Consider the following 25,400-nt stretch of genomic DNA (forward strand, 5'->3'; position numbering starts at 1 on the left):
TGAGGTCTCTCACCGGGTCAACCGGGTAAGGCCCCCGCCCAGACCAGCGGGTTGATAGGCCGGAAGTGGAAGCACCGCAAGGTGTGGAGCTGACCGGTACTAACAGGCCGAGGGCTTGACCACACACCTCCAGCCTGCAGGTTGGTGTCTCGCGTCCACTGTGCGGTTCTGAACGCACCAACCCCCCCGCCATTGCGGGGCCCGGGGTTGTTCCGTTCACAGTGTTACGGCGGCCATGGCGAGAGGGAAACGCCCGGACCCATTCCGAACCCGGAAGCTAAGCCTCTCAGCGCCGATGGTACTGCCCTGGAGACGGGGTGGGAGAGTAGGACGCCGCCGGACAACCATTGACAGAAGGGCCCCCACCACCCGGTGGGGGCCCTTCTGCATTCCTGGTGGCACTGCACGCACAGACGAGCCGGCCCCGGTCCCGTCAGTGCGGAACCGGGGCCGACGTCGTCGTGCGGGAAGTGGTCAGGGGACGACCCGGCGGAGGCCGGCGTAGGACAGCCCCGCGGTGGCGAGTGCCAGGACCAGCGGGATGGCGACCGCGAGCGTCAACATCGACTGGTCCACCAGCCAGGTGCCGACGTCGCCCCAGGCGCGCCGCCAGGACACCAGGATCGCCAGGCCGCCGAGCACGACGATCGAGGCAACGACCAGGCTCCACAGGCCGGTCGGACCCCACCGCTTCATCACCACGCCGATGGCCACGCCCACGAAGGCCGCGGCGAGCATCGGCGCTCCTGACACGACGACCTGCAGTGCGGCGTTACCGACGTCGAAGGAGCCGGGCGCCCAGAAGTTGAGGCGTACGCCCCATCCTCCCGTGGCGTTCTCGACGGCCGTCAGGGCCGACAGGACGACGCCGTAGAGGAGGGACAGCGCGAGCGCTGCCAGCGCCGTTCCCAGGTAGAAGGTGCGCCGGCTGAGGCTCATCCCCATCGCGAACGGCAGCAGCTGCGTCGCCGACTGCACGAAGACGACCAGCACGGTGATGTAGAGGGAGACCACGCCGCCGGTGATGCCGCCGCCGGGCTGGTCACTCGCGCCGGTCAGCGCCCAGATCGGCAGGTTGATGGCGAAGCTGAGCAGGGCGATGCCCCACGGGATCCCGATCGTCAGCAGCGGGTTCATCGTGTGCAGGCGGGCCGCCGCCAGGACGCGGTTCATCGGGTGACCTCCTCGAAGTCGGCGGAGCGGGGGTCCGGGGCCCGGTCAGGCGCCGGGGCGGCCGCGGTGTGCCTGCTGAGGGTGATCACGAGCTGCTGCAGGGGTGTCGGCTCTCCGGTCAGCCCCCTCGCCTCCAGGTCGCCGTCGTCGAGTGGACGGGAGAGCCGCACCACCGCCCTGCTGGAGCCGGCGAGCGTCTCGGTGCTGAGCATCTCGTGCTCGCGCCCCAGGGCGGCCACCCGGTCGGCCCGGCCGGTGACGGTCATCGCCGACGCGCGCAGGTCCTCGGCGTCGGAGTCGAGCAGCACCCGGCCGGCGTCGATGAGCAGGACGTGCTCGAGCAGGCCGCTGATCTCCTCGATGAGGTGCGTCGAGAGGACGATGGTCCGCGGGTTCTCGGCGTAGTCGGCGATCAGCCGGTCGTAGAACAGTTGCCGGGCCACGGCGTCCAGGCCCAGGTAGGGCTCGTCGAACAGCGTCACCGGCGCCCGCGAGGCCAGCCCGATGGTGATGCCGACGGCGGAGACCATGCCCCGCGAGAGCTTGTTGACCTGACGCCGCGCCGGGAGCTCGAAGTCGGCCACGAGCGAGCGGGCCAGCTCCTCGTCCCACGAGGGGAAGAGCGTGGCCGCCGCCGAGAGTGCGTCGCGCACCCGGAAGTGGTCGGGGTAGCGCTGGCCCTCCTTGACGAAGCAGATCCGCTGCAGGACGGCGTCGTTCTCGTACGGGTCGGCACCGAGCACCTGCACGCGGCCGCGGGTCGGGACCCGGTGGCCGGTGAGCAGTTGCATGAGGGTCGTCTTGCCGGCGCCGTTGCGGCCGAGCAGGCCGGTGATGCCGTCGGTCGCGAAGGAGGTGGTCACCCCGTCCAGGGCGGTGTGCTCCCGGTAGCGCATCGTCACGTCGGTGACGGTGGCCGCGGCGTCGGGGATGGCGTTCATCGCTCGTCCTCCCAGCGGTCGATCATCGTGGCCAGCTCGCGGGTGGAGATGCCGAGCTTCTGGGCCTCGGTCATCAGGGGACGGACGTACTGGTCGGCGAACTCGCTGCGACGACGTTTGAGCAGCTGCTCGCGGGCGCCCGTGGTGACGAACATCCCGACTCCTCGTCTCTTGTAGAGGACCCCGTCGGCCACCAGCTGGTTGAGCCCCTTGGCTGCGGTGGCGGGGTTGATGCGGTGGAAGGCGCTGAGCTCGTTGGACGAGGGCGCCTGGCTCTCCTCGTCGAGGGAGCCGTCGACGATCGCGTTCTCGATCTGCGCGGCGATCTGCCGAAAGATCGGGCCCGAGTCCTCGTTCACGGGAGGCGCCGGCCGCCGCCAGGGTCGTCGCGGTCCCTGGGTTCATTACTCATGTAATGAACCGTAGAACCGGCTCGTGCGAGACGTCAAGCGCCGATACGGTCGGGCCGTGGACGACGTCGTCAGCCCCTTCACCGTCGACGTGCCGCCGGCCGCGGTCACCGACCTGCGCCGCCGGCTGCACGACACCCGCTGGTCGGACCCGCCCACGGTGGACGACTGGTCGCAGGGAGTGCCGCCCGGCGTGCTGCAGGAGGTCTGCCGCTACTGGGCCGACGAGTACGACTGGCCGGCGCGGCAGGCGCGGGTCAACGCCTTCCCGCAGGTGGTCACGGAGATCGACGGGCTGCCGGTGCACGCCCTGCACGTCCGCTCGCCGCACGAGGGTGCACTGCCGCTGGTGCTCACCCACGGCTGGCCCGGCTCGGTGCTGGAGTTCCTCGAGGTCGTCGGCCCGCTCACCGACCCGGAGGACCCGCGGGACGCCTTCCACCTCGTCGTCCCCTCCCTGCCCGGCTACGGGTGGAGTGGCAGGCCGACCGTGCCCGGCTGGGGGCCAGGTCGGACCGCGGACGCCTGGGTGGAGCTCGTGCGCCGGCTCGGGTACGGGCGCTTCGGCGCGCAGGGCGGGGACATCGGGTCGTTCGTCTCGGCCAACCTCGGCGCGCGGCACCCCGACCGGGTGGTCGGCGTGCACCTCAACATGGTCGTCACCGAGCCGCCCGAGGGACAGACGGACTTCGACGAGCGCGAGCAGCGCGCCCTCGACCGGATGCGGGCGTTCCGGACCGACGGCTCGGCCTACAGCCACCAGCACCGCACCCGGCCGCAGACCCTCGGCTACGGACTCACCGACTCCCCGGCCGGGCAGTGCGCGTGGATCCTCGAGAAGTTCCACGCCTGGACCGACAGCGGCGGCGACCCGGTCGGCACGCTCGGCATCGACCGGCTGCTCGACCACGTCTCGGTTTACTGGTTCACGGGGACGGCGACGTCGTCGGCCCGGATGTACTGGGAGATGGCGCGGGCGCCGGAGGAGCGGACGCCGCGGGTGGACGTGCCCACCGGCGTCTCGATGTTCCCCGGGGAGATCTTCGTGCCCCCGCGCGCCTGGGCGGAGCGGCAGCTGACCGACATCCGCCTGTGGCACGAGCACGAGAGCGGCGGCCACTTCGCGGCGATGGAGCGGCCGCAGGAGCTGCTGGCCGACGTCCGGGAGTTCTTCCGCCCGCTCAGGTAACGGCCGCGACACATGCGGCGGTTAGCGTCCGGGCTCGGCCGACCCCCGGAGGACCCCGCGTGCACCTCACCCCGCACGAGCAGGAGCGCCTGCTGCTCTCCTACGCCGCAGAGCTCGCCCGCCGGCGGCGCGCGCGGGGGCTGCGGCTGAACCTGCCGGAGGCGACGGCGATCGTCACCGACCACGTGCTGGAGGGCGCCCGCGACGGCGTCCTGGTGGCCGAGCTCATGCAGTCCGGGCGCACGGTCCTCACCCGCGACGACGTCATGGACGGTGTCCCCGAGCTGCTGGAGGAGGTGCAGGTGGAGGCGACCTTCCCGGACGGGACCAAGCTGGTGACCGTCCACCACCCCATCCCGTGATCCCCGGGGAGGTCTTCCCGGCCGACGGTGTCGTCGAGACCCTCGAGGGCGCGCCGCGGATCGAGCTCGAGGTGACCAACACCGGAGACCGCCCGGTCCAGGTCGGCTCGCACTTCCACTTCGCCCAGACCAACCGGGCGCTCGCCTTCGACCGGGGTGCGGCGCACGGGCACCGGCTCGACATCGCCGCCGGCACCGCCGTCCGCTTCGAGCCGGGCATCACCCGCACCGTGACCCTCGTGCCGCTGGGCGGCGCGCGCGTCGTCCCCGGCCTGACGACAGCCCCGGGAGCATCGCAGCGAGGAACGAGCGAGGAGCGGACCGGGGCGCGCCGTCAGGCCCGTGGAGAGAGCTCGACCGCAGAGGGAGGGCTCGGCTGATGGTGCAGCTGTCCCGCGAGCGCTACGCCCAGCTGTACGGCCCGACCACCGGCGACCGCGTCCGGTTGGCCGACACCGACCTGCTCATCGAGGTCGAGGAGGACCGCTGCGGCGGCCCCGGCCGGGCCGGGGAGGAGGCGGTGTTCGGCGGCGGCAAGGTCATCCGCGAGTCGATGGGCCAGGGCCGGGCCACCCGCGCCGAGGGTGCGCCCGACCTGGTGATCACGGGTGCGGTCGTCCTCGACCACTGGGGGGTCGTCAAGGCCGACGTCGGCGTCCGCGACGGGCGGATCGTCGCGCTGGGCAAGGCCGGCAACCCCGACACGATGGACGGCGTCCACCCGGACCTGGTCATCGGCCCCGGTACCGAGGTGATGGCCGGCAACGGCAGGATCCTCACCGCCGGCGGCATCGACTGCCACGTGCACTTCATCTGCCCGCAGATCGTCCCGACGGCGCTCGGCTCGGGCGTCACCACGCTCATCGGCGGCGGCACCGGCCCGGCCGAGGGGTCCAAGGCCACGACCATCACGCCGGGCGACTGGTACCTGGCCCGGATGCTCGAGGCGATGGACCCCTGGCCGGTCAACGTCGCGCTGCTCGGCAAGGGCAACACCGTCTCGCAGGAGGCGATGGAGGAGCAGCTGCGCGCCGGGGCCAGCGGCTTCAAGCTGCACGAGGACTGGGGCTCCACGCCCGCGGCCATCGACGCCTGCCTCACCGTGGCCGGGCGCAACGGCGTCCCCGTGGCGCTGCACTCGGACACGCTCAACGAGGCGGGCTTCGTCGAGGACACCCTGGCTGCGATCGCCGGGCGGAGCATCCATGCGTACCACACCGAGGGTGCCGGGGGCGGGCACGCGCCGGACATCATCACCGTCGCCGGGCACCCGAACGTGCTCCCGAGCAGCACCAACCCGACCCGGCCGCACACCGTGAACACCCTCGACGAGCACCTCGACATGCTCATGGTCTGCCACCACCTGGACTCCTCCGTGCCGGAGGACCTGGCCTTCGCCGAGAGCCGGATCCGGCCGACGACGATCGCCGCCGAGGACCTGCTGCACGACCTCGGCGCCATCTCGATGATCGGCTCGGACGCGCAGGCGATGGGCCGCGTGGGCGAGGTCGTCCTGCGCACCTGGCAGACGGCGCACGTCATGAAGCGCAAGCGCGGGTCGCTCGCCGGTGACGGCGTGGCGGACAACCTGCGGGCCCGCCGGTACGTCGCGAAGTACACGATCTGCCCGGCCGTGGCGCACGGCATCGACGGCGAGGTCGGCTCGGTGGAGCCGGGCAAGCTCGCCGACCTGGTGCTGTGGGACCCGCGGTTCTTCGGCGTCCGGCCGCACGCGGTGCTCAAGGGCGGCATGGTCGCCTGGGCGCAGATGGGCGACGCCAACGCCTCCATCCCCACGCCGCAGCCGCAGCTGCCCCGGCCGATGTTCGGCGCCTACGGGAAGGTGCCGGCGCTGACGTCGCTGCACTTCGTGGCGCCGGCGGCGCTCGAGGCGGGGCTGGGCGACCGGCTGGCGATCGACCGGCGGCTGGCCGCGGTCACCGACACGACGCGGCTGACCAAGGCCGACATGCCGCAGAACACCGCGCTGCCGGAGATCCGCGTCGACCCGGACACCTTCACGGTGACCGTGGACGGCGAGGTGTGGGAGCCCGAGCCGGTGCGCGAGCTGCCGATGGCGCAGCGGTACTTCCTCTTCTGATGACGGCGGCGCTGCTGACGCTGGCCGACTCGCGGCTGCCGGCCGGGGGGCACACGCACTCCGGCGGGGTGGAGCAGGCGATCGCGGCCGGGCTGGTGCACGACCCGTCGTCGCTGGCGGGGTTCCTGCTGCGCCGGCTCACGACCTCCGGGGCGGTCGCTGCCGGCCTGGCGGCCGCCGCGTGCGGAGGTGGTGACCCGGCCGGTCTGGACGACGAGGCGGACGCCCGGACGCCGTCACCGGCCGTGCGGGCGGCCTCCCGGCAGCAGGGGCGCGGGCTGGTGCGGGTGGGCCGCCGGGCCTGGGCCTCGCCGCTGTGGGACGCGCTGCCGCGCGCGCCGCACCACCCGGTCGCGCTGGGCGTCGCCGCGGCCGCCGGCGGCCTGACGCCCCGGGACGCCGCCGCGGCCGCCGCCTACCTGTCGGTCAGCGGCCCGGCGACGGCGGCCCAGCGGCTGCTGGCCATGGACCCGCTCACCGTCGCCGCCGTCACCGCACGCCTGGCCCCCGAGATCGACGCCGTCGCGGATGCCGCGAGTGGCAGAAATGGCCATGTCTGCCACCGGGACCTGCCGGCCGACAGCGACCCGCTCCTCGACCTCCTCGCCGAGGTGCACGCCGCACGCAGAGACCGCTTCTTCGCCTCATGACCGTCACCGGGAGTCCCCATGCCGCCTGACCACAACCTCGACGACTACGTGGACCCGTACGAGCACGGGCACCGGCACGGCGGGCCGCTGCGCGTGGGCCTCGGCGGTCCCGTCGGCTCGGGTAAGACCGCCCTGGCCGCGGCGCTGTGCCGCACGCTCGGCAGCGAGTACGACCTCGCGGTCGTCACCAACGACATCTACACGACCGAGGACGCCGACTTCCTGCGCCGCAACGCCGTCCTCCCCGACGACCGGATCGAGGCGGTGCAGACCGGCTGCTGCCCGCACACCGCCATCCGCGACGACATCACCGCCAACCTCGACGCCGTCGAGCTGCTCGAGACGCGCCACCCCGGCCTGGAGCTGGTGTTCGTCGAGTCCGGCGGGGACAACCTGACGGCGAGCTTCAGCTACGGGCTGGTCGACGTCCAGGTGTTCGTCGTCGACGTCGCCGGCGGGGACAAGGTGCCGCGCAAGGGCGGCCCCGGCGTCACCACGTCGGACCTGCTGGTGGTGAACAAGATCGACCTCGCCCCGCTGGTCGGCGCCGACCTCGACGTCATGCGGCGCGACTCGGCGGCGGTCCGCGGGGAGAAGCCGACGCTGCTCATCTCGCTGCGGGAGGACCCGGCCGCCACTGCAGTGGCCGCGTGGGTGCGGGAGCAGGTGCGCGCCCGCGCGCTGCAGCAGGCGTGATCACCCGGGTCGAGGTCGTCGCGCGGCGGGGCCCCGGCGGGCGCACGGTGCTGCCGGTGGTCCGCGCGAGCGGGCAGCTGGCGGTGCGGCGCACCGGCCCGGCGTCGGTGCACCTGGTCGCGACGGCGTTCGGCCCGCTGGGCGGCGACGACGCGGAGATCCGGCTGGTGGTCGAGGAGGGCGCCACGCTGGCGGTGCGCACCGTGGCCGCCGCCGTGGCGCTGCCCGCCCGCGACGGCGACCGGCCGTCGGTGCAGCGGGTCGCCGCCGAGGTGGCCGGCGCGCTGGACCTGCGGGCGGAGCCCACCGTCGTCGCGCGAGGCGCGCACCACCGGGCGGAGCTCTCGGCGACGCTCGCGCCCGGCGCCGTCCTCACCGCGCGCGAGCAGGTGCTGCTCGGCCGCACCGGCGAGGAGCCCGGGCGCTGGACCGGCACGACGCGGGTGGTCGTCGACGGACGTCCGCTGCTGCACACGACCGTCGGCCTCGGCCCCGGGGCGCCGGCCTGGCTGCCGCCGGTGGCGCCGCGTGCCTACGCGTCCACCGTGCACGTCGGGCAGGCTGCGGGGGTGCTGACCGGGGACGACGCCGTCCGCCTGCCGCTGGAGGACGGGTGGGTGGCCACTGCGTGGGGCGCCGAGCTGCACCGGGTCGTGCGGGCGGCGGAGGCGGTGGCGTGAGCCTCGTCGTCCGCGCCCGGCGGGTGGTGCTGCCCGACGGCGAGCGCGCGGCCGCCGTGCACACCGCAGGCGGCGTGGTCACCGCGGTCACCGGCTTCGACGACGTCCCCGCCGGCGCGGTCACCCTCGCCGACGACGAGGTGCTGCTGCCCGGCCTGGTCGACAGCCACGTGCACGTCAACGAGCCCGGCCGCACCGAGTGGGAGGGCTTCGCCACCGCCACCCGCGCCGCGGCCGCCGGGGGCGTCACCACGATCGTGGACATGCCGCTGAACTCGGTGCCGGCGACCACCACGGTCGAGGCGCTGCGGGTGAAGCGGGAGGTCGCCGCCGGGCAGATCGCCGTCGACGTGGCGTTCTGGGGCGGCGCCGTGCCGGGGAACGCCGGCGAGCTGCGGGCGATGCACGAGGCCGGCGTCGTCGGGTTCAAGTGCTTCCTGCTCGACTCCGGCGTCCCGGAGTTCCCGCCGCTGGACGACGCCGGGCTGCGCGCGGCGCTGGCCGAGTTGGCGACGTTCGACGGGCTGCTCATCGCGCACGCCGAGGACGAGGCGGTGATCGCGGCGGCGCCGGAGCCCGCGGGCGCGAGCTACGCGGCGTTCCTCACCTCCCGGCCCCCCGCGGCCGAGGAGACGGCGATCGGCCGGCTGGTGGCCGCCACCCGGGACACCGGTGCGCGCAGCCACGTCGTCCACCTGGCCGACGGCGACGCGCTGCCGCTGCTGCGGGCCGCGCGGGCGTCCGGCGTGCGGGTCACCGTGGAGACCTGCCCGCACTACCTGACCTTCGCCGCCGAGGACGTCCCCGACGGCGACACCGCGTACAAGTGCTGTCCGCCGATCCGGGAGTCGTCTCACCGGGAGGCGCTGTGGGGCGCGCTGACGGCCGGGGACGTCGACCTGGTCGTCAGCGACCACTCGCCGTGCACGCCGGAGCTCAAGCGGCTCGACGTCGGCGACTTCGGGCTGGCGTGGGGCGGGATCGCCGGGCTGCAGGTGGCGCTCCCGGCGGTGTGGACCGGCGCGCGCGCCCGCGGGGTGCCGTTGTCGCAGGTGGTGTGCTGGATGTCGGCGGCGCCGGCGCGGCTCGCCGGGCTGCCGGGGAAGGGCGCGATCGTCGTGGGGAGGGACGCCGACCTGGTGGCCTTCGCGCCCGACGAGCCGTTCACCGTGGGCCGGCTCGAGCACCGCAACCCGGTGACGCCCTACGCCGGACGCGAGCTCACCGGCGTCGTCCGCCGGACCTGGCTGCGCGGGCGGGAGGCCGACGGCAGCCCCCTCGGCAGGCTGCTCGACCGAGGGGACCGCTGACGTCAGCTGCGCTGCTCGCCCTCTTCGCGGGCGGCCTCGTCCATGATCTTGGGGTCGTCGGTGGAGCCCCCGGCGGGGTCGGCGTTGCCCAGCGCGGTCTCGGCGGGCATCTGCCGGACGTGCTCGCGGGCGCGCTCGCGCAGGTCGTCGGTCGGTTCGGACACGGGTCCTCCTCGGGTTCTGGCGGTACGCGGGCCCCCTACCCCCGCCGTGCGAGAGTGACCCCCGCCGATCCGCGGAGGAAGCCGTGACCGACCCGTTCGACCTGCCCGACCTCGCCGTGCGCACCCAGGGCGGTGCCGTGGTCGCCGCCGACGACGAGTTCTTCGCCGGCAAGGAGAACCTGGTCCTGCCCGGGCCCGCGCGGGCGCGGGACGACTTCGGTGCCCGCGGCAAGGAGTACGACGGCTGGGAGACCCGCCGCCGGCGCGAGCCGGGCACCGACCGGGCGGTCGTGCGGCTCGGGATGCCGGGGATCGTGCACGCCGTCGTCGTCGACACCGCGTTCTTCCTCGGCAACTACCCGCCGCACGCCTCCCTCGAGGGGGCCGCGGTGGAGGGGCACCCGCCCCCGTCCGCGCTGGCCGACGCCGACTGGGTGCCGCTGCTGCCGCTGTCGGACCTCGCCGGCGGCACGGCGAACCGCTTCGTCGTCGAGCCGGGACCGCGGGTCACGCACGTGCGGCTGTCGATCCACCCCGACGGCGGCGTGGCCCGGCTGCGGGTGCACGGGGAGGTCGTGCCCGACCCGCGGCTGCTCGACGCCGGCCCCTGCGACCTCGCGGCGCTGGAGAACGGCGGGCGCATCACCGGCGTGAGCAACGCCTTCTACGGCAGCCCGCACCAGCTCATCGGCCGCGGCGAGGCCCGCTCGATGGGCGAGGGTTGGGAGAACGCCCGCCGGCGCGACGACGGCAACGACTGGGTCGACGTGGCCCTGGCCTGCGAGGGCACCGTGACCCTCGCCGAGCTCGACACCTCGTGGTTCCTCGGCAACGCGCCGGGCTCGGCGGCGCTCACCGGCACCACCGCCGACGGGCGAGAGGTGGCGCTGCTGCCGCGCACGCCGCTGCAGCCCGACACCCGTCACCGCTTCGTGCTCCCCGGCGACACCGGCGTCGCCCGTGTGCGCATGGACGTCTTCCCCGACGGCGGCATGGCCCGGCTGCGGCTGTGGGGCCGCCCCACCGACGCCGGGCGCGCCGCCCTGTACCGCCGCTGGTCCGGGGCGCTCTGAGCCTCCCCGTGGCGGCAGAAACGGCCATTCCTGCCGCCCAGGCGCTCGGATTCGGGGGGCGTCTGGCCCTGCGGGCAGCGGGTAGGTGCCGTCCATGGCGACGATCGCGATCACCGGCTCCACCGACGGCATCGGCCGCGCGGCCGCGCGGCGGCTGCTGGCCGGCGGGCACACCGTCGTCCTGCACGCCCGCAGCGAGGCCCGCGGCGCGCCGGTCGCCGAGGAGCTCGGCCGGCTCGGCGACGTCCGGCTGGTCACCGGCGACCTCGCCGACCTCGACGAGGTGCGCGCGCTGGGCGAGCAGCTCGCCGGCCTGGGGGACCTCGACGCGCTCGTGCACAACGCCGGCGTGTGGCCGCCCGACGGCGCCCCGCCGAGCCGGCAGGGCCACGAGCTGGCGTTCGCCGTCAACGCGCTCGCCCCGCACCTGCTCACCGCGCTCCTGCAGGAGCGGGTGCGCGAGCGCCTGGTCTTCCTCGGCAGCGGCATGGTCGGCTCGGGCCGGGTCGACCCCGACGACCTCGGCAGCCCGCGCCCGCCGCGGCGCGCGTACGCCGACTCCAAGGCGCTCGACGTCGTCCTGGCGCTGGCCTGGGCCCGCTCCCTGCCGCACCTGCGCGTGGGTGCGGTCGACCCGGGCTGGGTGCGCACCAAGCTGGCCTCGCCGGGCGCGCCGGGGGACGTCGAGGACGGCGCCGAGCGGGTGGCGCGGGCGGCGGCCGGCGAGTGGGCCGGCGGCTACACCGCCGGGAGCTCCCGGGCGCGCACGCCGCGCGCGCTGGAGGACCCGGTGCTGCAGGACCGGGTGCTGGCCGCGATGGACCGCCTGGCGGGTGTCGGGACCGCACCGAGCTGAGGGTGTGCGCCGACGCCGCATCCGGGGACCGGGAGTGCGGCGTCGGCGCACACCGTCAGGTGCCGGTGAGGTGCTCCGGACGCACGGGGACGCGGGTCAGCGGCAGGCCGGTCGCCTGCCGGATCGCGGCCAGCACCGCCGGGCCGGAGGAGATGTTGGGCGCCTCGCCGACCCCGCGCAGTCCGTAGGGGGCGTGCGGGTCGGCGTACTCCAGGATCTCCACCCGCATCGGCGGCATGTCGAGAACGGTCGGGATGAGGTAGTCGGTGAACGACGGGTTCTGCACCCGCCCGTCGCGGACCAGGATCTCCTCCATCACCGCCAGGCCCAGCCCCTGCGCGGTGCCGCCCTGGATCTGTCCGACGACGGCCTGCGGGTTGATCGCCTTGCCGACGTCCTGGGTGCAGGCCATCTCCACGACCTTGACCAGCCCCAGCTCGGTGTCGACGTCGACGACGGCCCGGTGCGCGGAGAAGGCGTACTGCACGTGCGCGAAGCCCTGCCCGGTCTCGGGGTCGACCGCCTCGGTGGGCCGGTGCCGCCACTCGAGCGTCTCCTCGACCACCTCGTCGCCGAGCACGTCGGCCAGCGGCAGCGCGACGCCCTCGAGGTCGGACACGACCTTGCCGCCGTCGAGCCGCAGGTCGACCACCGGCCGGCCGACGACGGACCGCGCCATCTCCAGCACCCGGGCGCGGACCGCCTCGCAGGCGGCCTTGACCGCCCCGCCGGTGACGTAGGTCTGCCGGGACGCCGAGGTGGAGCCGGCCGAGCCGACGGAGGTGTCCTTGGGGTGCACGGTCACCTGGTCGACGCCGAGCTCGGTGCGGGCGATCTGCTGCTCGACGGTGACCAGTCCCTGGCCGACCTCGGCCGCCGCGGTGTGCACGGTGGCCACCGCCTCGCCGCCGACCACCTCCAACCGCACCCGCGCGGTGGAGTGGTCGTCGAAGCCCTCGGAGAAGGCCACGTTCTTGTAGGCGACGGCGTACCCGACGCCGCGCCGCACGCCCTCCCCGTGCGTGGTGTTGGAGACGCCGCCGGGCATGTCCCGCAGGTCGACGTCGTCGCCGGTGGGGACATCCGGGGGCAGCGGCATCGCCTCGAGCCGGCGCAGCAGCTCGACGACGGGCGCTGGGCTGTCGACGACCTGGCCGGTGGGCGTCTCCGAGCCCTGCTCCATCGCGTTGCGGCAGCGCAGCTCGACCGGGTCCGTGCCGAGCTCGGCGGCGAGCGCGTCCATCTGCGACTCGTAGGCGAAGGCGGTCTGCACCGACCCGAACCCGCGCATGGCGCCGCACGGCGGGTTGTTGGTGTACGCGCCGTAGCAGTCGACGTGCACGTTCGGGACGACGTAGGGGCCGATGCCCATCGTGCCGCCGTTGCCCACCACCGCCGGCGTGCTCGAGGCGTAGGCGCCGCCGTCGAAGTAGATGGTCGCCTTCACGTAGACCAGGTCGCCGTCGCGGGTGGCGCCGTGCTCGTAGCGCATGGTCGCCGGGTGGCGGTGCACGTGGCCGAAGAAGGACTCCTCGCGGTTGTAGGACATCTTCACCGGCTTGCCGGTGTGCAGCGCGAGCAGGCAGGCGTGCACGTGCATCGACAGGTCCTCGCGGCCGCCGAACGCGCCGCCGACCCCCGCGAGGGTCAGCCGCACCTTGTCCGGCGGCATGGCCAGCGCCGCGCAGATCTGCCGCTGGTCGACGTGCAGCCACTGGGTGGCCACGTACAGGTCGACGCCGCCGTCCTCACCGGGCACCGCGAGGCCGGACTCGGGGCCGAGGAAGGCCTGGTCCTGCATGCCGACCTCGTACTCGCCCACCACGACGACGTCGGCGGTGGGCTCGGGGTCGCCCTTGCGGACCTTGAGGTGGCGCACCAGGTTGCCGTGCGGGTGCAGGTTGGCGCTCTCCCGGCTGAGCTCGGTGACCTCGGCGGGGGCGTCGTGCAGCTGGTTCCAGGTGGGGTGGCCGAGGGCCACGCGCGCGTCGGTGACCGGCTCCCAGACGTCGTAGTCCACGACGATCCGCGCGGCGGCGCGGCGGGCGGTGTCGGGGTGGTCGGCGGCGACCAGCGCCACCGGCTCGCCCTGGTAGCGGACGACGTCGAGGGCGAGCACCGGCTGGTCGGCGAGCTCGAGGCCGTACACCTTCTCCCCGGGCACGTCGTCGGAGGTGAGGACGGCGTACACGCCGGGCACGGCCAGCGCCGGGCCGACGTCGATCGAGCGGATGCGGGCGTGGGGGTGGGGACTGCGCAGGGTGACGCCCCAGAGCATGTCCTCCATCCACAGGTCGCTGCTGTAGGCGAACTCGCCGCGGACCTTGAGGACGCCGTCGGGGCGCTGCGCGTCGTCGCCGACCCGGCCGCCCGCGCCGGTCATCTGCGCCGGCGCACCGCTCGGCGTGCGGGTGGGGGTGCTCATCGCGCGGCCTCCGCCGTCGGGTCGGCGGCCATGCGGTCGGCCGCGAGCCGGACGGCGTCCAGGATCTTCTCGTAGCCGGTGCAGCGGCAGAGGTTGCCGGCCAGCGCCTCGCGGATCTCGGCGTCGGCGGGCTTCCGTCCCTCCGCGAGGGACCGGTGGACCAGGTCGTCGGTGGCGACCAGCAGCCCGGGCGTGCAGAAGCCGCACTGGACGGCGCCGGCCTCGAGGAACGCCTGCTGGACCGGGTGCAGCTCGCCGGGCGCGGCGCCGGCGGGGGTCAGCCCCTCGACGGTGCCCACCTCGCGGCCCTGCGCCTGCCCGGCGGCGACCAGGCAGGCGCAGACCGGCAGCCCGTCGAGGTAGACGGTGCACGACCCGCACTCGCCCTGCTCGCAGGCGTTCTTCGAGCCGGGCAGGCCCATCCGCTCACGCAGGACGTAGAGCAGGCTCTCGCCCTCCCACACGTCGTCGACCTGCTGCGGCGTGCCGTTGACGGTGCAGCTCAGGCGCACGTCGGGTCTCCCTTCCGGTAGTCGGCCCAGGCCCAGGTCAGCGCACGCCGCGCCATGACCGAGAGCGCGTGGACGCGGTAGCGGGCGGTGCCGCGGACGTCGTCGATGGGCGCCGACGCCTCGGCGACCAGCTCGCCGAAGCGGGTGGCGGTGGCGGCGGGGAGCTCGGCGCGCGAGTCCCAGAGGCCGTCGAGCTCGCCGGCGAGGTACTCCTCGGCGGCGGGGGCGCGGCGCGGCGTCGGCGCGGCCGACCCGATGCCGGTGCCCACGGCGCGGCGGTCGGGGTGCAGCGCCAGCCCGAACGCGGCGACGGCGATGACCATCGCGTTGCGGGTGCCGATCTTGCTGTACTGCTGCGGGCCGCGCGGCGGCACGATGCGGACCGCGGCGATCAGCTCGTCGTCGGCCAGCGCGGAGCGCTTGACCCCCCGGTAGAACTCGGTCACCGGGATCCGGCGGGTGCCGCGGGTCGAGGCCACCTCGACCTCCGCGTCGGCGGCCAGCAAGGCGGGGTGCGCGTCGCCCGCGGGGGAGGCGGTGGCCAGGTTGCCGCCGACGGTGCCGCGGTTGCGGATCTGCGGTGAGCCGATCGTGCGCGCGGCCATCGCCAGGCCCGGCAGCCGGTCGCCCAGCTCGGAGATGACCCGGGCGTAGGGAACGCCCGCGCCGAGGCGGACCGCGCCGTCGTCGTCGGCCCACTGCTGCAGCTCGGGGACCCGGGTGAGGTCGAGCAGCAGCGAGGGGCGCAGCCGGCCGAAGTTGATCCCCACCATGACGTCGGTGCCCCCGGCGATGGGGACGGCGTCGCGGTGGGCGGCCTTCGCCTCCAGCGCCTCCTCCCACGTCGCGGGCTGCAGGAAGTCCATCGTCGCTCCTCGTCGGATGTGCGGGGGACGGTCACGGTAGTCCGGGTTCGTTCCGGTCGGGTTGCGCGACGTCCCGTGGCGACTCGCCGTGTTCACACGGGCTGGGCAGGATGCGGCGGGTGGAGACGACCGCCGACCTGCTCGTGCACGACGCCGACCTGCTGGCCACCGTCGACGACGATCGGCGGGAGGTCGCCGGCGGGTGGGTCGCCGTGACCGGGGGCGTGGTGAGCGGCATCGGCGGGCCGGGCGACCCGCGGCCGGCCGCCGCCCGCACGGTCGACGCGCGCGGCTGCCTGGTGACGCCCGGGCTGGTCAACACCCACCACCACCTGTACCAGAACCTCACCCGCGCTTTCGCGCCCGCGCTGACCGGCGGGCTGTTCGACTGGCTGGTCACCCTCTATCCGCTGTGGGCGCGGCTGGACGAGGAGGCGGCGTACGTGTCGGCCTACGTGGGGCTCACCGAGCTCGCGCTGGCCGGCTGCACCACCTCGACCGACCACCTCTACGTGCACCCGCGCGGCGCCGGCGACCTGATCGGCGCGGAGGTGCGCGCGGCGCAGGACCTGGGGATGCGCTCGCACTTCACCCGCGGCTCGATGTCGCTGTCGGTCAAGGACGGCGGGCTGCCCCCGGACTCGGTCGTGCAGGACGACGACGAGATCCTGGCGGAGTCGCAGCGGCTGGTGGAGGCCCACCACGACCGCTCGCCGACGGCGCTCACCCGGCTGGCGCTGGCGCCGTGCTCCCCGTTCAGCGTGTCCACCGAGCTCATGACGCGCACCGCCGAGCTGGCCGGGCGGCTCGACGTGCGGCTGCACACCCACCTCGCCGAGACGCAGGACGAGGACGCGTTCTGCCTCGAGCGCTTCGGCCGCCGCCCGGTCGACTACCTCGCCGACGTCGGGTGGATGAGCGACCGGGTGTGGCTGGCGCACGTCGTGTGGCCGTCGGCCGACGAGGTCACGCGCCTGGGCGCCGCGCGGGTGGGGGCGGCGCACTGCCCGTCGTCGAACATGATCCTGGGCAGCGGGCTGTCGCCGGTGGCCGAGCTGCGGGCCGCCGGGGCGCCGGTGGGGCTGGGCGTGGACGGGTCGGCGTCGGCCGACGCGGCGTCGCTGTGGCTGGAGGCCCGGACGGCGATGCTGCAGGGCAAGCTCCGCCACGGCGCGGGCTCCTTCAGCGCCCGCGACGCCCTGGAGGTCGCCACCCGCGGCGGCGCGGCGTGCCTCGGGCGCACCGGCGAGATCGGGCAGCTGTCGGTGGGTGCCTGCGGCGACCTCGCCGTCTGGCCGCTGACCGGGCCCGCGTTCGCCGGTGCGCTGTCGGACCCGGTGGAGGCGTGGCTGCGCTGCGGGCCGGTGGCGGCGCGGCACACCGTCGTCGGCGGGCGGTTCGTGGTGGAGGACGGCGTCCCCGTGCACCCCGGCCTCGACGAACAGCTCGCCGTCCACCGCCGGGTGTCCGAGCGCCTGCAGGCGCCCCTGGACCAGGCATAGGAAGCTCTCCGCACGTATCCGGTGCGAATACGTGCGGAGAGCTTCCTATGCCTCGTCAGAGGGCGGCGGCGAGGGCCTCGAGGTCGTCGACGGTGCCGTCCACGTGCGGCGACACCCGCAGCACCGGGCCGGTCATCTCCTCCGGCGCGCGCTCGGGCCCCGCCGCCGTGGTGACGATGCCGTGCTCGGTGAGCAGCCGCGCCCGCGTGGCGACGACGTCGACCCCGTCCGGCGGGCGCAGCGTCGTGGTGGCGGTCGGCTCGTCGAGCGGCTCCACGACTCGCCAGCCCGCGGCGCCGTCGAGGACCTGCCGCCCCGCCCGGCCCAGCGCCGCCAGCCGCTCGCGCACCCGCACCGGTCCTGCCGCCAGGTGCTCCCCGACCGCGAGCACCAGCCCGACCCGGCCGGCCACGTGCGCCTCGCCGCTCTCCAGCCCGCGCACCGGCGGCAGGTCGGCCGCGGCGGGCAGCACCGGCTGCAGCTGCGCGGCGACCGCCGGCCGGACGCACAGGAAGCCGACGCCGCGCGGGCCGGCCAGCCACTTGCGCGAGGTCGAGTAGACGACGTCGGCGCCGAGGTCGACGTCGACGTGGCCCAGCGACTGGGCGGCGTCGAGCACCAGCGGCACCCCGTGCTCCCGGCACAGCGCCGCGACCTCGGCCGCCGGCTGGACGACGCCGCGGTGGCTGGCCACGTGGGTGAGGTGCACGAACCGCGGCGGGTCGGTGGCCAGCAGCCGCTCGAGCGACGCGACGTCGGCCCGCCCGTCGCCGTCGACCGCCAGCGGCACGGCCTCCAGCCCGGCGGCGCGCAGCATCGCGACGTTCGGCGCGTACTCCCCGGGCAGCCGGGCCACCCGCGTGCCGGCGGGCAGCCGCCACGCGGCCAGCAGCCCGGCGAGCGCGGCCTGCGCGGACTCGACGAAGGCCACGTCGGCCGCAGCCATGCCGGCCAGCCCGCCGATCACGCTGCGCCCCTGCTGGAGCAGGTCGCCGGCGGTCGCCTCGGCCACGTAGCCGCCCAGCTCGGCCTCGTGCCGGGCGTGGTGTGCCACCGCCTCCAGCACCCGGTTGCTCTGCCGGCTGCAGGCGGCGGTGTCGAGGTGCCGGCCGGCCGGGCGGGGCCGGGCGGTGCGCCAGGCGTCGGCGAGGTCGTCGTGCGGCAGGCGGAGGTCGAGCGCGGTCACCTGCCCGACGGTAGGCGAGCCGCGCGTGACGCCGCCCGACGCCGTCCGTCAGGTGTCGAGCAGGCCGCGGGCCACCGAGACGCCGGAGTGGGCGGGGTCCCCGTCGAGCGGCTCCACGGAGACGTCGACCACCGGGTACTCACCGAGGTCGAGGCCGGCGGGCAGCTCGAACTCCTCGGTGCCCGCGCGGACGACGCCGAGCGGGATGAGCCCGGACACCGACTCGTCGAGCAGCCACGCCTCGTAGTACCCCTCGGACGGGGCGCCCGCGGTGAGCTCCACCTGCAGCACCCGGGTGCCGTCGGCCCGCTCGACCACCTCGGCGCGGCCCGAGGCGTCGCTGCCGTCGAGCGGGTCGAGCACGGTCGCGGCCACGGGGACGCCGTCGTCGTCCCGGTTCGCGAGCGCCACCGCACCCGCGCCCACGCCGAGCCCGACGACGAGCGCCGCCGCGGCGGCGAGCAGCAGCCGCGACCGGCGCGGCCGCAGCGGGACCACCGGCGCCAGCGGTGCGGCCGGTGGAGGTGCGGGCGTCGTCTCCGGGACGACGTCGGGGACCGGGCCGGCGGCCGGCGCGGACGCCGCGACGACGTCCGCCCGCGGAGCCGCGGCGACCCCGGTGGCCGCCGCGATGCCGGCCCACAGCCCCGGCGGCGGTGCCACCGGTGGTCCGGGCGCGGCGAGCTCCGGCACGGCCAGCGCCTCGACGGCCCGGCGCAGCCGCGCCACCTCGCGGCGGCAGCTCTCGCAGCCCTCCAGGTGCGCGGCCTCGTCGTCGGCCAGCGGCTCGCGCAGCGCCGCGAGGCCGAGGTCCTCAGGCGTGCAGTGCGGCACCGTCCACCTCCAACCGGTCGCGAAGGCGCTCCAGGGTGCGCCGGATGTGGCTCTTGACCGTCCCCAGCGGCAGACCGGTGCGCTCGGCGATCTGCGTGTGCGTGAGGTCGGCGAAGAAGGCGAGCTCGATGATGCCGCGCTGGGGCTGACCGAGGCGGTCCAGCTCGCCGAGCAGCAGCACGCGGTCGGCGACGGTGCTGTCGACCGGGGCGGGACCGCGGGCGGGCGCGGCGTTCAGCTCGGCGACGGCGGCCTCGGTGACGCGACGCTGCCGGTCGCGCCGGGCCCACGTGTCGGCGATCTTGTGCCGGCAGACGCCGGTCAGCCACGCGGGGAGGGGACCCTGCTCGGGCCGGTAGCCGGCGCGGCCGGTCCAGGCGGAGACGAACACCTGCTGCGTGACGTCCTCCGCGTCGGGGCCGGGGCCGAAGGCGCGGACCGCCATGCCGTGCACCTGCGCCGCCCACCGCTCGTAGGCCCAGGCCAGCGCCTGCTCCTCGCCCGCGGCGAAGCGGCGGCCGACCTCGGCGTCGTCGGGCCCGCCTGCGCCGGCGGGCGCACGCTCGGCCTCGGTGGTCACCCGCTCGACCCTATGCCGTCGGGAGTCCGTCCGTCGGCCTTCCTGCAGGGTCCCGCCGCGAGCCTGCGAGTGGTGGGGGGCAGGGAGGTCCTTGATCATGGGGCCGGCTCCGCGACGACCACGACGTTGTCGCGGTAGCCGCCGACGTCGGGGAGGAACGGTCCGCCACAGGTGACCAGCGTCAGCCGCGGCGGCCCCTCGCGCCCGAACAGCAGGTCCACCGGCAGCGCCTGCTTGTCCAGCAGCTCGCGCGAGACGACCCGCCAGCGGGTCGTCGCGCCCGCGGCGTCGGTGACCAGCACCTCCTGGCCCGGCGCGGCCTCCCGCAGCGGGGCGAGCGCGCCGAGGCCCTGCTCGGCGTCGTCGACGTGGCCGGCGAGGACCGCCGACCCGGGGGCGCCCGGCGCGGGCCCGAAGCGGTACCAGCCGGCCCTCCCGACGTCGTCCGGCAGCTCCATCTGGCCGTCGGGGCGGACGCCGGCCCGCTCCAGCGGCGCGTCGACGCCCAGCGCCGGGACCTCCAGCCGCACCGGGGGGACGACGTCGGGCAACGGCGGCGGGGCGGCGTCGCGGACGGGCACGCCCGGAGCGGGAGGAGCGCTCGACGGGGCGGGCGCGCTGAGCACCTGCTCGACCGGCGCGCCCGCCGCTGCCGGCGGCCGGGTCAGCGCCCACGTCGTGGGCACGCCCACGGCGAGGGCGAGGCCCAGGGCCACGCCGGCAACGGCGGGTCGCACGTCCGGTCCTCCGGTCAGCCGCGGGTGGTGGCCAGCCGGCGCGCGGCCACGCCCGCACCGAGCAGCCCCAGCGCGGTCAGACCGAGCAGCGGCAGCGGCAGGTCGTCGTCGGCAGCGGAGTCGGCGAGGCCGGCGCTGCCGCCGGGGACCCCGGACGGCGCCGAGTGCCCGCCGCTGATCGTCTGCACGGCCAGCTCGTAGCCCGAGTCCTCCGAGCCCCACGCGTAGACGATCGTCGTGGCACCCTCGGTCACGGCCAGGTCGGCCGGGCCGATCGCGACCGTGGAGGTACCGGCGACGACGACGTCGGCGCTGACCGTGCCGGCCGGCACCTCCAGCGCCGCCTCGTCCGGGTTGGTCAGACCGGGCACGACGACCTGGCCGCCGGCGCGGACGTCGACGGCCGGGGCCGCCGCGGTGTGGCGCACCACGACCCGGCCCTGGCCCGCGGGGACCGCGGAGGTGTCGTTCACGAACGGCGTGAGCGCGGGCCGGCCGTCGGCGGTGAGGTGGGCGACCACCGTGGCGTCGGCGCCCGCGGGCACCGCGACGCCGTTGGCCGACAGCAGCGGCGCGCCGGAGCCGTCGGGGGCGTCGGCGGGGAACACCGCCAGGTCGTAGGAGCCGGCCGGCAGCGACAGCGGGTCGGTGAGCGTGCCGGGCTGGAAGTCGTCGATCAGCCGCTCGCCGTTGGCGTACACGTCGACCGGGGTGTCCGGGACGGCGTGCAGCACGGAGACGGTGGCGGTGTCGGCGGCCGAGGCCGGTGCGACGCCGAGCGCGAGCAGCGCGCCGGTGCCGGCGACGGTGGCGATGCCGAGAGTGCGGGTCCGGGTCACGGAGACCTCCGGGTCTTGGGGGTGCTGACACCACCTCTTCCGGCGTCCCCACGGGTCCGGATGCAGTCCCGGTGGATCCCTCGTCGCTACGAGGGCCGAGCCGGCGCGGACAGGGAGACGGCGAAGTCACCGTCGGGGTCGGTCCACCAGTGCGTCATCCGCAGCCCGGCCGCGGCGAGCTCGGCCTCCACGCCCGCCCGGCGGAACTTGGCCGACACCTCGGTGCGCAGCTCCTCACCCGCGGCGAAGCGCACGGTCAGGTCCAGCGCCGGCACGGTGACCACCTGGTCGGACCGCGACCGCAGCCGCATCTCGATCCACTCGCGCTCGGCGTCCCACAGCGCGACGTGGTCGAACGCGTCCGGGTCGAAGTCCGCGCCGAGCTCGCGGTCGAGCACGGCGAGCACGTTGCGGTTGAACGCCGCGGTCACCCCGGCGGCGTCGTCGTAGGCACGCACCAGCCGGTCCGGGTCCTTGACCAGGTCGGTGCCGAGCAGGAAGGAGTCGCCGGGCGCGAGCGTGCCGGCCAGCTCGGCGAGGAACGCCGCCCGCGGGCCGGGCTCGAGGTTGCCGATGGTGGAGCCGAGGAAGGCCACCAGCCGCCGTCCGGAGCGGGGCAGCAGGGCCAGGTGCTCGGTGAAGTCCCCGACGACGGCGTCGACGGCGATGCCCGGGTACTCCGCGCCGATCGACGCGCCGGCCGACTCCAGCACGGTCGGGTCGACGTCGAAGGGCACGAACCGCCGCAGCGTGCCGGCCCGGGTGAGCGCGTCGAGCAGCAGCCGGGTCTTCTCGGAGGTGCCGCTGCCGAGCTCGACGAGCACCTCCGCACCGGAGGCCCGCGCCATCTCGTCCGCGTGAGCCTCCAGGACCGCGCGCTCGGCCCGCGTCGGGTAGTACTCGGGCAGCCGGGTGATCTCGTCGAACAGCTCGCTGCCGCGCGCGTCGTAGAACCAGCGGGGCGGCAGCGACCTCGGCGTCGCGGTGAGCCCGGTCAGGGCGTCGGCGCGCAGGGCCGCCCGGGCGGCGTCGGGGGCGAGGTGACTGGTCAGCGTGTCGGTCACGGGTCTCCTCTGCTCGGAGTGGGCATCAGGTCAGCGCGGTGACGGTCAGGCCGTCGGGGGTCACCTCGACCAGGGAGCGGTCGGGGACGTCGCTCCACGCGGGGTCGTCGTCCCACGGCTCGCTGGCCAGCGCGGTCCCCTCGTCGGTGACCAGGGCGGACAGCGTGTCGCCCCACGTGGTGGCCAGCAGCCGGGTGCCGTCGGCGGCGAGCAGGTTGAGCCGGGCGGCGGGGTCGGCGGCGCCCACCTCCCGGACGACGTCGCCCAGCGCCCCGGCGCCGCGGGAGAACACCAGCGCGGCGAGCAGCGCGCTGTCCACCGTGGACTCGGCGTCGCGCACCGGCGGCAGCACGGCGCGGTCCACCCGGCCGTTGTGCGACAGCAGCCAGCGGCCGTCGGTGAACGGCGCGACGGCGCTCTCCTCCAGCGGCATGCCGACCGTCGCCGAGCGGACGGCGGCCACCACGCACCCGGACACCAGCACCGGCGCCACCGAGGCGAACGACGGGTCGCCCCACAGCGGCCGCGCCGAGCGCCACCGAGCCGGGCCCTCGCGGCCCTCGGTCCAGAACCCCACGCCCCAGCCGTCGGCGTTCACGGTGCCGTACCGCTGCCGCCGCGGCGCCCACGACTGCACCAGCAGCGACGACGGCGGCTCGAGCACCAGCGAGGACACCGACCGCGGCCGGCCCAGCCAGGCGAGGTGGCGGCACACGGTCAGTCCACCGTCCAGGCCAGCCGGAACCCGCTGAAGACCTGCCGGCGGATCGGGTGGTCCCAGTTGCGGAAGCTCGGCCGCAGGATCGAGGGCTCCACCGACCACGCGCCGCCGCGCAGCACCCGGTGGTCGCCGCCGAAGAACGGCGCGGAGTAGTCGGCGTAGAGCATCGGCGTGAACCCGGGCCAGGCCTCGAAGCCCGACGACGTCCACTCCCAGACGTCGCCGACCATCTGCTCGGCGCCGTACGCCGACGCGCCGCCGGGGTAGGCGCCCACGGGCGCGGGCCGCAGCGCGGAGCCGCCCAGGTTGGCCAGCGCCGGCGTCGGCGCGGCGTCGCCCCACGGCCAGCGTCGTCGGCGGCCGGTGGCCGGGTCCCACACCGCGGCCTTCTCCCACTCGGCCTCGGTGGGCAGCCGGGCGCCGGCCCAGGCGGCGTAGGCCTCGGCCTCGAACCACGTGACGTGCTGGACCGGCTCGTCGGGCGGGATCTCCTCGAGGACGCCGAAGCGGGTGCGCACCGTGCCCCCCGGGCTCCAGTACTGCGGCCGCTCCAGCCCGTCCTCCTGCCGGTGCGCCCAGCCGCGCCCGGACCACCAGCGCGGGGTGTCGTAGCCGCCGTCGGCGACGAAGGCCGCGTACTCGCCGTTGGTCACCGGCACCCGGCCGATGCGGAAGGCGGGGACGTCGACGACGTGCGCGGGCCGCTCGTTGTCCAGCGAGAACGGCTCGTCGGCGGCGTCGACCCCGAGCACGAACGGGCCGCCCGGCACGAGCACCGACGTGCCGGCCACGCCCGGCCGCCCGGGCGGCAGCGGGGTGCCCTCGCCCAGCAGCGGCGGGCCGGTGCGGACGGCCAGCGCCTGCAGCATCGTCTCGTCGTGCTGCTGCTCGTGGCTGACGACCATCGCGACGTCGAAGGGGTCGTCGTCCGGGCCGAACCGCTCGAGCCGGTCGAGCACCCGCCCGCGCACCTCCCGGCCGAGGGCGCGCGCCTCGACCGGCGGCAGCAGCGGCAGCCGGGCGCGCACCGCCCGCGGCTGGGAGAAGGCGTCGTAGAGCGCCTCGACCGCGGGCGGCAGCAGGCCCGGGCGGCGGGCGTCGCCGCCGCGCAGCAGCCACAGGTCCTCCTGCTGCGCGACGTGCGCGAGGTCCCAGACCAGCGGGCTGAGCAGCGGGGTGTGCTGGCGCAGCAGTTCCGGGTCGTCGTGGTCGGTGAGCAGGAGCGTCCGCTGCCGGGCGGTCTCCAGGTCGCGGGCGAGCTGGTCGCGCAGGGCGGTCACGGGTGCACCTCCGGGGTCTCTGTGGCGGTCAGGAGGGCCGCGGCCGGGTCGCGGGGCAGCGCGTCGCCGGGGCAGCGGCCGGCCTCGGCGAGCGCGGCCAGCGCCTCGACCTCCGGCCGCAGGGACGGGTCGACGACGGCCAGCGCGGCCGACAGGCACCGCACCGCGGCGGTGCGCAGGTCGCGGTCGGCCAGTCCGTCGCGGGCGGCGCGGTCCCAGGCGCCGGCCACGGGCGCGCTGGCCTCGGCCGCGGCGTCGGCGGCGCCGGCGTCGTCGAGCAGCGCGGTGGTGACCGCGGCCAGCGCGGGCCACCACGGCTCGGGCGCGGCGTCGAGGTAGCGGATCTCCAGGTAGCCGCGCAGCCGCACCGGCGGGAAGAGCGTGGACAGGTGGTAGTCGAGGTCGGCCGCGGTGGGGCGGCGACCGCCCAGCGGGACCGCGCCGGTCACCCAGTCGGCGAAGCGGGTGCGGGTCAGCACCGGTTCGGCGGCGCCGGTGTCGGCGTCGCGGACGAGCATCACCGGGGCGGCCAGCGCGTAGTGCGCCCACTCGCCGGCCGGGTCGTCCCCGCCGAGCAGCGGACCGCAGCGCGCCTGGTCCAGCGCGCCCCACACCCGCTGCCGCGACGAGCGCCACCCGGTCGCCCGGCCGCCGAGCAGCGGCGAGCACGCGGAGACGGCGACCAGCACCGGGCCGAGCTGGTGGGCCAGCGCCACCCGCCCGCTCCACCCGTCCCGCGGTCCGGCGTCCAGGTTGACCTGCAGCGACGCGGTCGCGGTCATCATCGCCGTCCCCGCGGAGCCGCAGCCGACGGCGGTGAAGTGCCGCTCCATCGCGCGGTAGCGCGGCCCGGGGCTGACCCGGGCCGGCCGGCGCAGCGGGTCGGCTCCCACCGGTGCCAGGCCCAGCCGGGCGGCCGCCAGCGCGGTGGCGAGGACGGCGCGGTCGGCCCGCAGCGCCGCGACCGCGGCGGCGGCGCCGGGCAGCGGCGGCCCGGACAGCTCGACCTGGCCGCCGGGTTCCAGGGTCACCCGGCTGCCGCCCGGGAGGGGGGGCAGGGCCGCCACTGCGGCGGTCACCCGGTCCCAGGGCACGCGGCAGGCCGGGGCGTCCAGGTCGACCAGGTGCGCCTCGAGCTCCAGGCCTACCGAGCCGCCCGGCCCCGGCCGCAGCGCTCCGGCGGTGACGGCGGTGACGGCGGTCTCGAGGTCGAGCGCGGTGCGCTCCTCCACGGCAGGGGCCACGGGGC

The 25,400-nt window shown here is 75.9% G+C and carries 27 protein-coding genes and 2 rRNA genes; 13 read left to right on the forward strand and 16 right to left on the reverse strand.

Annotated features, from left to right (window positions below; genetic code table 11):
- Positions 1-123 (forward strand): 23S ribosomal RNA (locus tag BM414_RS00005); the annotation flags it as partial.
- A 102-nt stretch (positions 124-225) separates the two neighbouring features.
- Positions 226-342 (forward strand): 5S ribosomal RNA (gene rrf / locus BM414_RS00010).
- A 132-nt stretch (positions 343-474) separates the two neighbouring features.
- Here rrf and BM414_RS00015 read toward each other — a convergent pair.
- The 3 genes from BM414_RS00015 to BM414_RS00025 are packed head-to-tail and all read right to left on the reverse strand — an operon-like array spanning position 475 to position 2,473.
- Positions 475-1,173 (reverse strand): hypothetical protein, encoded by a 699-nt coding sequence (locus tag BM414_RS00015; protein ID WP_093577429.1) that lies wholly within the window; start codon positions 1,171-1,173, stop codon positions 475-477.
- Positions 1,170-2,114, reverse strand: a complete 945-nt coding sequence (locus BM414_RS00020; protein WP_093577430.1) for an ABC transporter ATP-binding protein — start codon at positions 2,112-2,114, stop codon at positions 1,170-1,172. Before BM414_RS00020 ends, BM414_RS00015 begins: the two co-directional genes overlap by 4 nt.
- Complete coding sequence (locus BM414_RS00025; RefSeq protein ID WP_093577431.1) at positions 2,111-2,473, reverse strand: GntR family transcriptional regulator; 363 nt, start codon at positions 2,471-2,473, stop codon at positions 2,111-2,113. The genes BM414_RS00020 and BM414_RS00025 overlap by 4 nt, the downstream gene beginning before the upstream one ends.
- 109 nt (positions 2,474-2,582) lie before the next feature.
- On the opposite strand from BM414_RS00025, the gene BM414_RS00030 reads away from it, so the two are divergent.
- Genes BM414_RS00030 through allB form a run of 8 tightly spaced genes read left to right on the forward strand, consistent with a single transcriptional unit; the run spans position 2,583 to position 9,512 of the window.
- The gene (locus BM414_RS00030) at positions 2,583-3,713 is read left to right on the forward strand and encodes an epoxide hydrolase family protein (RefSeq protein ID WP_093577432.1); all 1,131 of its coding nucleotides are present in this window, start codon (positions 2,583-2,585) and stop codon (positions 3,711-3,713) included.
- Between the two features lie 59 nt (positions 3,714-3,772).
- Positions 3,773-4,075, forward strand: coding sequence for an urease subunit gamma (locus BM414_RS00035; protein WP_093577433.1), 303 nt, complete (start codon positions 3,773-3,775; stop codon positions 4,073-4,075).
- Complete coding sequence (locus tag BM414_RS00040; protein ID WP_093577434.1) at positions 4,072-4,455, forward strand: urease subunit beta; 384 nt, start codon at positions 4,072-4,074, stop codon at positions 4,453-4,455. Before BM414_RS00035 ends, BM414_RS00040 begins: the two co-directional genes overlap by 4 nt.
- Positions 4,455-6,176 carry an urease subunit alpha gene (locus tag BM414_RS00045; protein WP_093577435.1) on the forward strand — a complete coding sequence of 574 codons (1,722 nt, stop codon included), beginning with the start codon at positions 4,455-4,457 and terminating at the stop codon, positions 6,174-6,176. Before BM414_RS00040 ends, BM414_RS00045 begins: the two co-directional genes overlap by 1 nt.
- The gene (locus BM414_RS00050; RefSeq protein WP_175551343.1) at positions 6,176-6,826 is read left to right on the forward strand and encodes an urease accessory protein UreF; all 651 of its coding nucleotides are present in this window, start codon (positions 6,176-6,178) and stop codon (positions 6,824-6,826) included. Before BM414_RS00045 ends, BM414_RS00050 begins: the two co-directional genes overlap by 1 nt.
- An 18-nt stretch (positions 6,827-6,844) precedes the next feature.
- Positions 6,845-7,522: an urease accessory protein UreG gene (ureG, locus tag BM414_RS00055; protein WP_093577436.1), complete on the forward strand. Its 678-nt coding sequence runs from the start codon at positions 6,845-6,847 to the stop codon at positions 7,520-7,522.
- Entirely contained in the window at positions 7,519-8,202 is a 684-nt protein-coding gene (locus BM414_RS00060; protein ID WP_093577437.1) for an urease accessory protein UreD, read from the forward strand. Before ureG ends, BM414_RS00060 begins: the two co-directional genes overlap by 4 nt.
- Positions 8,199-9,512, forward strand: a complete 1,314-nt coding sequence (gene allB, locus BM414_RS00065) for an allantoinase AllB (RefSeq protein ID WP_093577438.1) — start codon at positions 8,199-8,201, stop codon at positions 9,510-9,512. The genes BM414_RS00060 and allB overlap by 4 nt, the downstream gene beginning before the upstream one ends.
- A 2-nt stretch (positions 9,513-9,514) precedes the next feature.
- Here the strand turns inward: allB and BM414_RS28930 are convergent, their stop codons facing one another.
- A complete protein-coding gene (locus BM414_RS28930; protein WP_175551344.1) occupies positions 9,515-9,676 on the reverse strand; it encodes a hypothetical protein in 162 nt (53 codons plus the stop codon).
- Positions 9,677-9,759: 83 nt separating this feature from the next.
- Between BM414_RS28930 and alc the strand changes: the two genes are divergently transcribed.
- Positions 9,760-10,749 carry an allantoicase gene (gene alc, locus BM414_RS00070; protein WP_093577439.1) on the forward strand — a complete coding sequence of 330 codons (990 nt, stop codon included), beginning with the start codon at positions 9,760-9,762 and terminating at the stop codon, positions 10,747-10,749.
- A gap of 94 nt (positions 10,750-10,843) precedes the next feature.
- The gene (locus BM414_RS00075; RefSeq protein WP_093577440.1) at positions 10,844-11,605 is read left to right on the forward strand and encodes an SDR family NAD(P)-dependent oxidoreductase; all 762 of its coding nucleotides are present in this window, start codon (positions 10,844-10,846) and stop codon (positions 11,603-11,605) included.
- 55 nt (positions 11,606-11,660) lie between these two features.
- Here BM414_RS00075 and pucD read toward each other — a convergent pair whose 3' ends face one another.
- From pucD to BM414_RS00090, 3 genes are read right to left on the reverse strand one after another with little or no spacing between them, the layout of a single operon-like run.
- Positions 11,661-14,030: a xanthine dehydrogenase subunit D gene (pucD, locus tag BM414_RS00080; protein ID WP_175551345.1), complete on the reverse strand. Its 2,370-nt coding sequence runs from the start codon at positions 14,028-14,030 to the stop codon at positions 11,661-11,663.
- Complete coding sequence (locus BM414_RS00085; protein ID WP_093577441.1) at positions 14,027-14,542, reverse strand: (2Fe-2S)-binding protein; 516 nt, start codon at positions 14,540-14,542, stop codon at positions 14,027-14,029. The genes pucD and BM414_RS00085 overlap by 4 nt, the downstream gene beginning before the upstream one ends.
- The gene (locus BM414_RS00090; RefSeq protein WP_093577442.1) at positions 14,533-15,408 is read right to left on the reverse strand and encodes an FAD binding domain-containing protein; all 876 of its coding nucleotides are present in this window, start codon (positions 15,406-15,408) and stop codon (positions 14,533-14,535) included. Before BM414_RS00090 ends, BM414_RS00085 begins: the two co-directional genes overlap by 10 nt.
- 119 nt (positions 15,409-15,527) lie before the next feature.
- Between BM414_RS00090 and BM414_RS00095 the strand changes: the two genes are divergently transcribed.
- The gene (locus tag BM414_RS00095) at positions 15,528-16,910 is read left to right on the forward strand and encodes an 8-oxoguanine deaminase (protein ID WP_217644427.1); all 1,383 of its coding nucleotides are present in this window, start codon (positions 15,528-15,530) and stop codon (positions 16,908-16,910) included.
- A 55-nt stretch (positions 16,911-16,965) separates the two neighbouring features.
- Here BM414_RS00095 and egtE read toward each other — a convergent pair whose 3' ends face one another.
- The 9 genes from egtE to egtA form a co-directional block, all read right to left on the reverse strand.
- The gene (gene egtE, locus BM414_RS00100; RefSeq protein ID WP_217644429.1) at positions 16,966-18,096 is read right to left on the reverse strand and encodes an ergothioneine biosynthesis PLP-dependent enzyme EgtE; all 1,131 of its coding nucleotides are present in this window, start codon (positions 18,094-18,096) and stop codon (positions 16,966-16,968) included.
- 48 nt (positions 18,097-18,144) lie between these two features.
- On the reverse strand, positions 18,145-18,930 hold the full coding sequence (locus BM414_RS00105; RefSeq protein WP_093577444.1) for an anti-sigma factor: 786 nt from the start codon (positions 18,928-18,930) through the stop codon (positions 18,145-18,147).
- Positions 18,911-19,510, reverse strand: a complete 600-nt coding sequence (locus tag BM414_RS00110; protein WP_245784347.1) for an RNA polymerase sigma factor — start codon at positions 19,508-19,510, stop codon at positions 18,911-18,913. The genes BM414_RS00105 and BM414_RS00110 overlap by 20 nt, the downstream gene beginning before the upstream one ends.
- Before the next feature lie 95 nt (positions 19,511-19,605).
- Positions 19,606-20,247, reverse strand: a complete 642-nt coding sequence (locus tag BM414_RS00115) for a class F sortase (protein ID WP_093577446.1) — start codon at positions 20,245-20,247, stop codon at positions 19,606-19,608.
- Between the two features lie 14 nt (positions 20,248-20,261).
- Positions 20,262-21,086, reverse strand: coding sequence for a DUF4397 domain-containing protein (locus tag BM414_RS00120; RefSeq protein WP_093577447.1), 825 nt, complete (start codon positions 21,084-21,086; stop codon positions 20,262-20,264).
- 86 nt (positions 21,087-21,172) lie between these two features.
- Entirely contained in the window at positions 21,173-22,150 is a 978-nt protein-coding gene (gene egtD, locus BM414_RS00125) for an L-histidine N(alpha)-methyltransferase (RefSeq protein ID WP_093577448.1), read from the reverse strand.
- A gap of 25 nt (positions 22,151-22,175) precedes the next feature.
- Positions 22,176-22,865 (reverse strand): ergothioneine biosynthesis protein EgtC, encoded by a 690-nt coding sequence (gene egtC, locus BM414_RS00130; RefSeq protein WP_093577449.1) that lies wholly within the window; start codon positions 22,863-22,865, stop codon positions 22,176-22,178.
- Between the two features lie 2 nt (positions 22,866-22,867).
- Complete coding sequence (gene egtB, locus BM414_RS00135) at positions 22,868-24,151, reverse strand: ergothioneine biosynthesis protein EgtB (RefSeq protein WP_093577450.1); 1,284 nt, start codon at positions 24,149-24,151, stop codon at positions 22,868-22,870.
- A complete protein-coding gene (gene egtA, locus BM414_RS00140; RefSeq protein ID WP_093577828.1) occupies positions 24,148-25,395 on the reverse strand; it encodes an ergothioneine biosynthesis glutamate--cysteine ligase EgtA in 1,248 nt (415 codons plus the stop codon). The genes egtB and egtA overlap by 4 nt, the downstream gene beginning before the upstream one ends.
- Positions 25,396-25,400 lie beyond the last annotated feature (5 nt).

Origin of the sequence: Geodermatophilus amargosae (genome assembly GCF_900116515.1) — a bacterium.
Lineage (GTDB): Bacteria > Actinomycetota > Actinomycetes > Mycobacteriales > Geodermatophilaceae > Geodermatophilus > Geodermatophilus amargosae.

Bases quoted from the DNA above. Each gene is read 5' to 3' on its own strand.
- BM414_RS00015 (WP_093577429.1), bottom strand. From the start codon at position 1,173: ATGAACCGCGTCCTGGCGGCGGCCCGCCTGCACACGATGAACCCGCTG.
- BM414_RS00020 (WP_093577430.1), bottom strand. From the start codon at position 2,114: ATGAACGCCATCCCCGACGCCGCGGCCACCGTCACCGACGTGACGATG.
- BM414_RS00045 (WP_093577435.1), top strand. From the start codon at position 4,455: ATGGTGCAGCTGTCCCGCGAGCGCTACGCCCAGCTGTACGGCCCGACC.
- BM414_RS00050 (WP_175551343.1), top strand. From the start codon at position 6,176: ATGACGGCGGCGCTGCTGACGCTGGCCGACTCGCGGCTGCCGGCCGGG.
- ureG (WP_093577436.1), top strand. From the start codon at position 6,845: ATGCCGCCTGACCACAACCTCGACGACTACGTGGACCCGTACGAGCAC.
- BM414_RS00075 (WP_093577440.1), top strand. From the start codon at position 10,844: ATGGCGACGATCGCGATCACCGGCTCCACCGACGGCATCGGCCGCGCG.
- pucD (WP_175551345.1), bottom strand. From the start codon at position 14,030: ATGAGCACCCCCACCCGCACGCCGAGCGGTGCGCCGGCGCAGATGACC.
- BM414_RS00090 (WP_093577442.1), bottom strand. From the start codon at position 15,408: ATGGACTTCCTGCAGCCCGCGACGTGGGAGGAGGCGCTGGAGGCGAAG.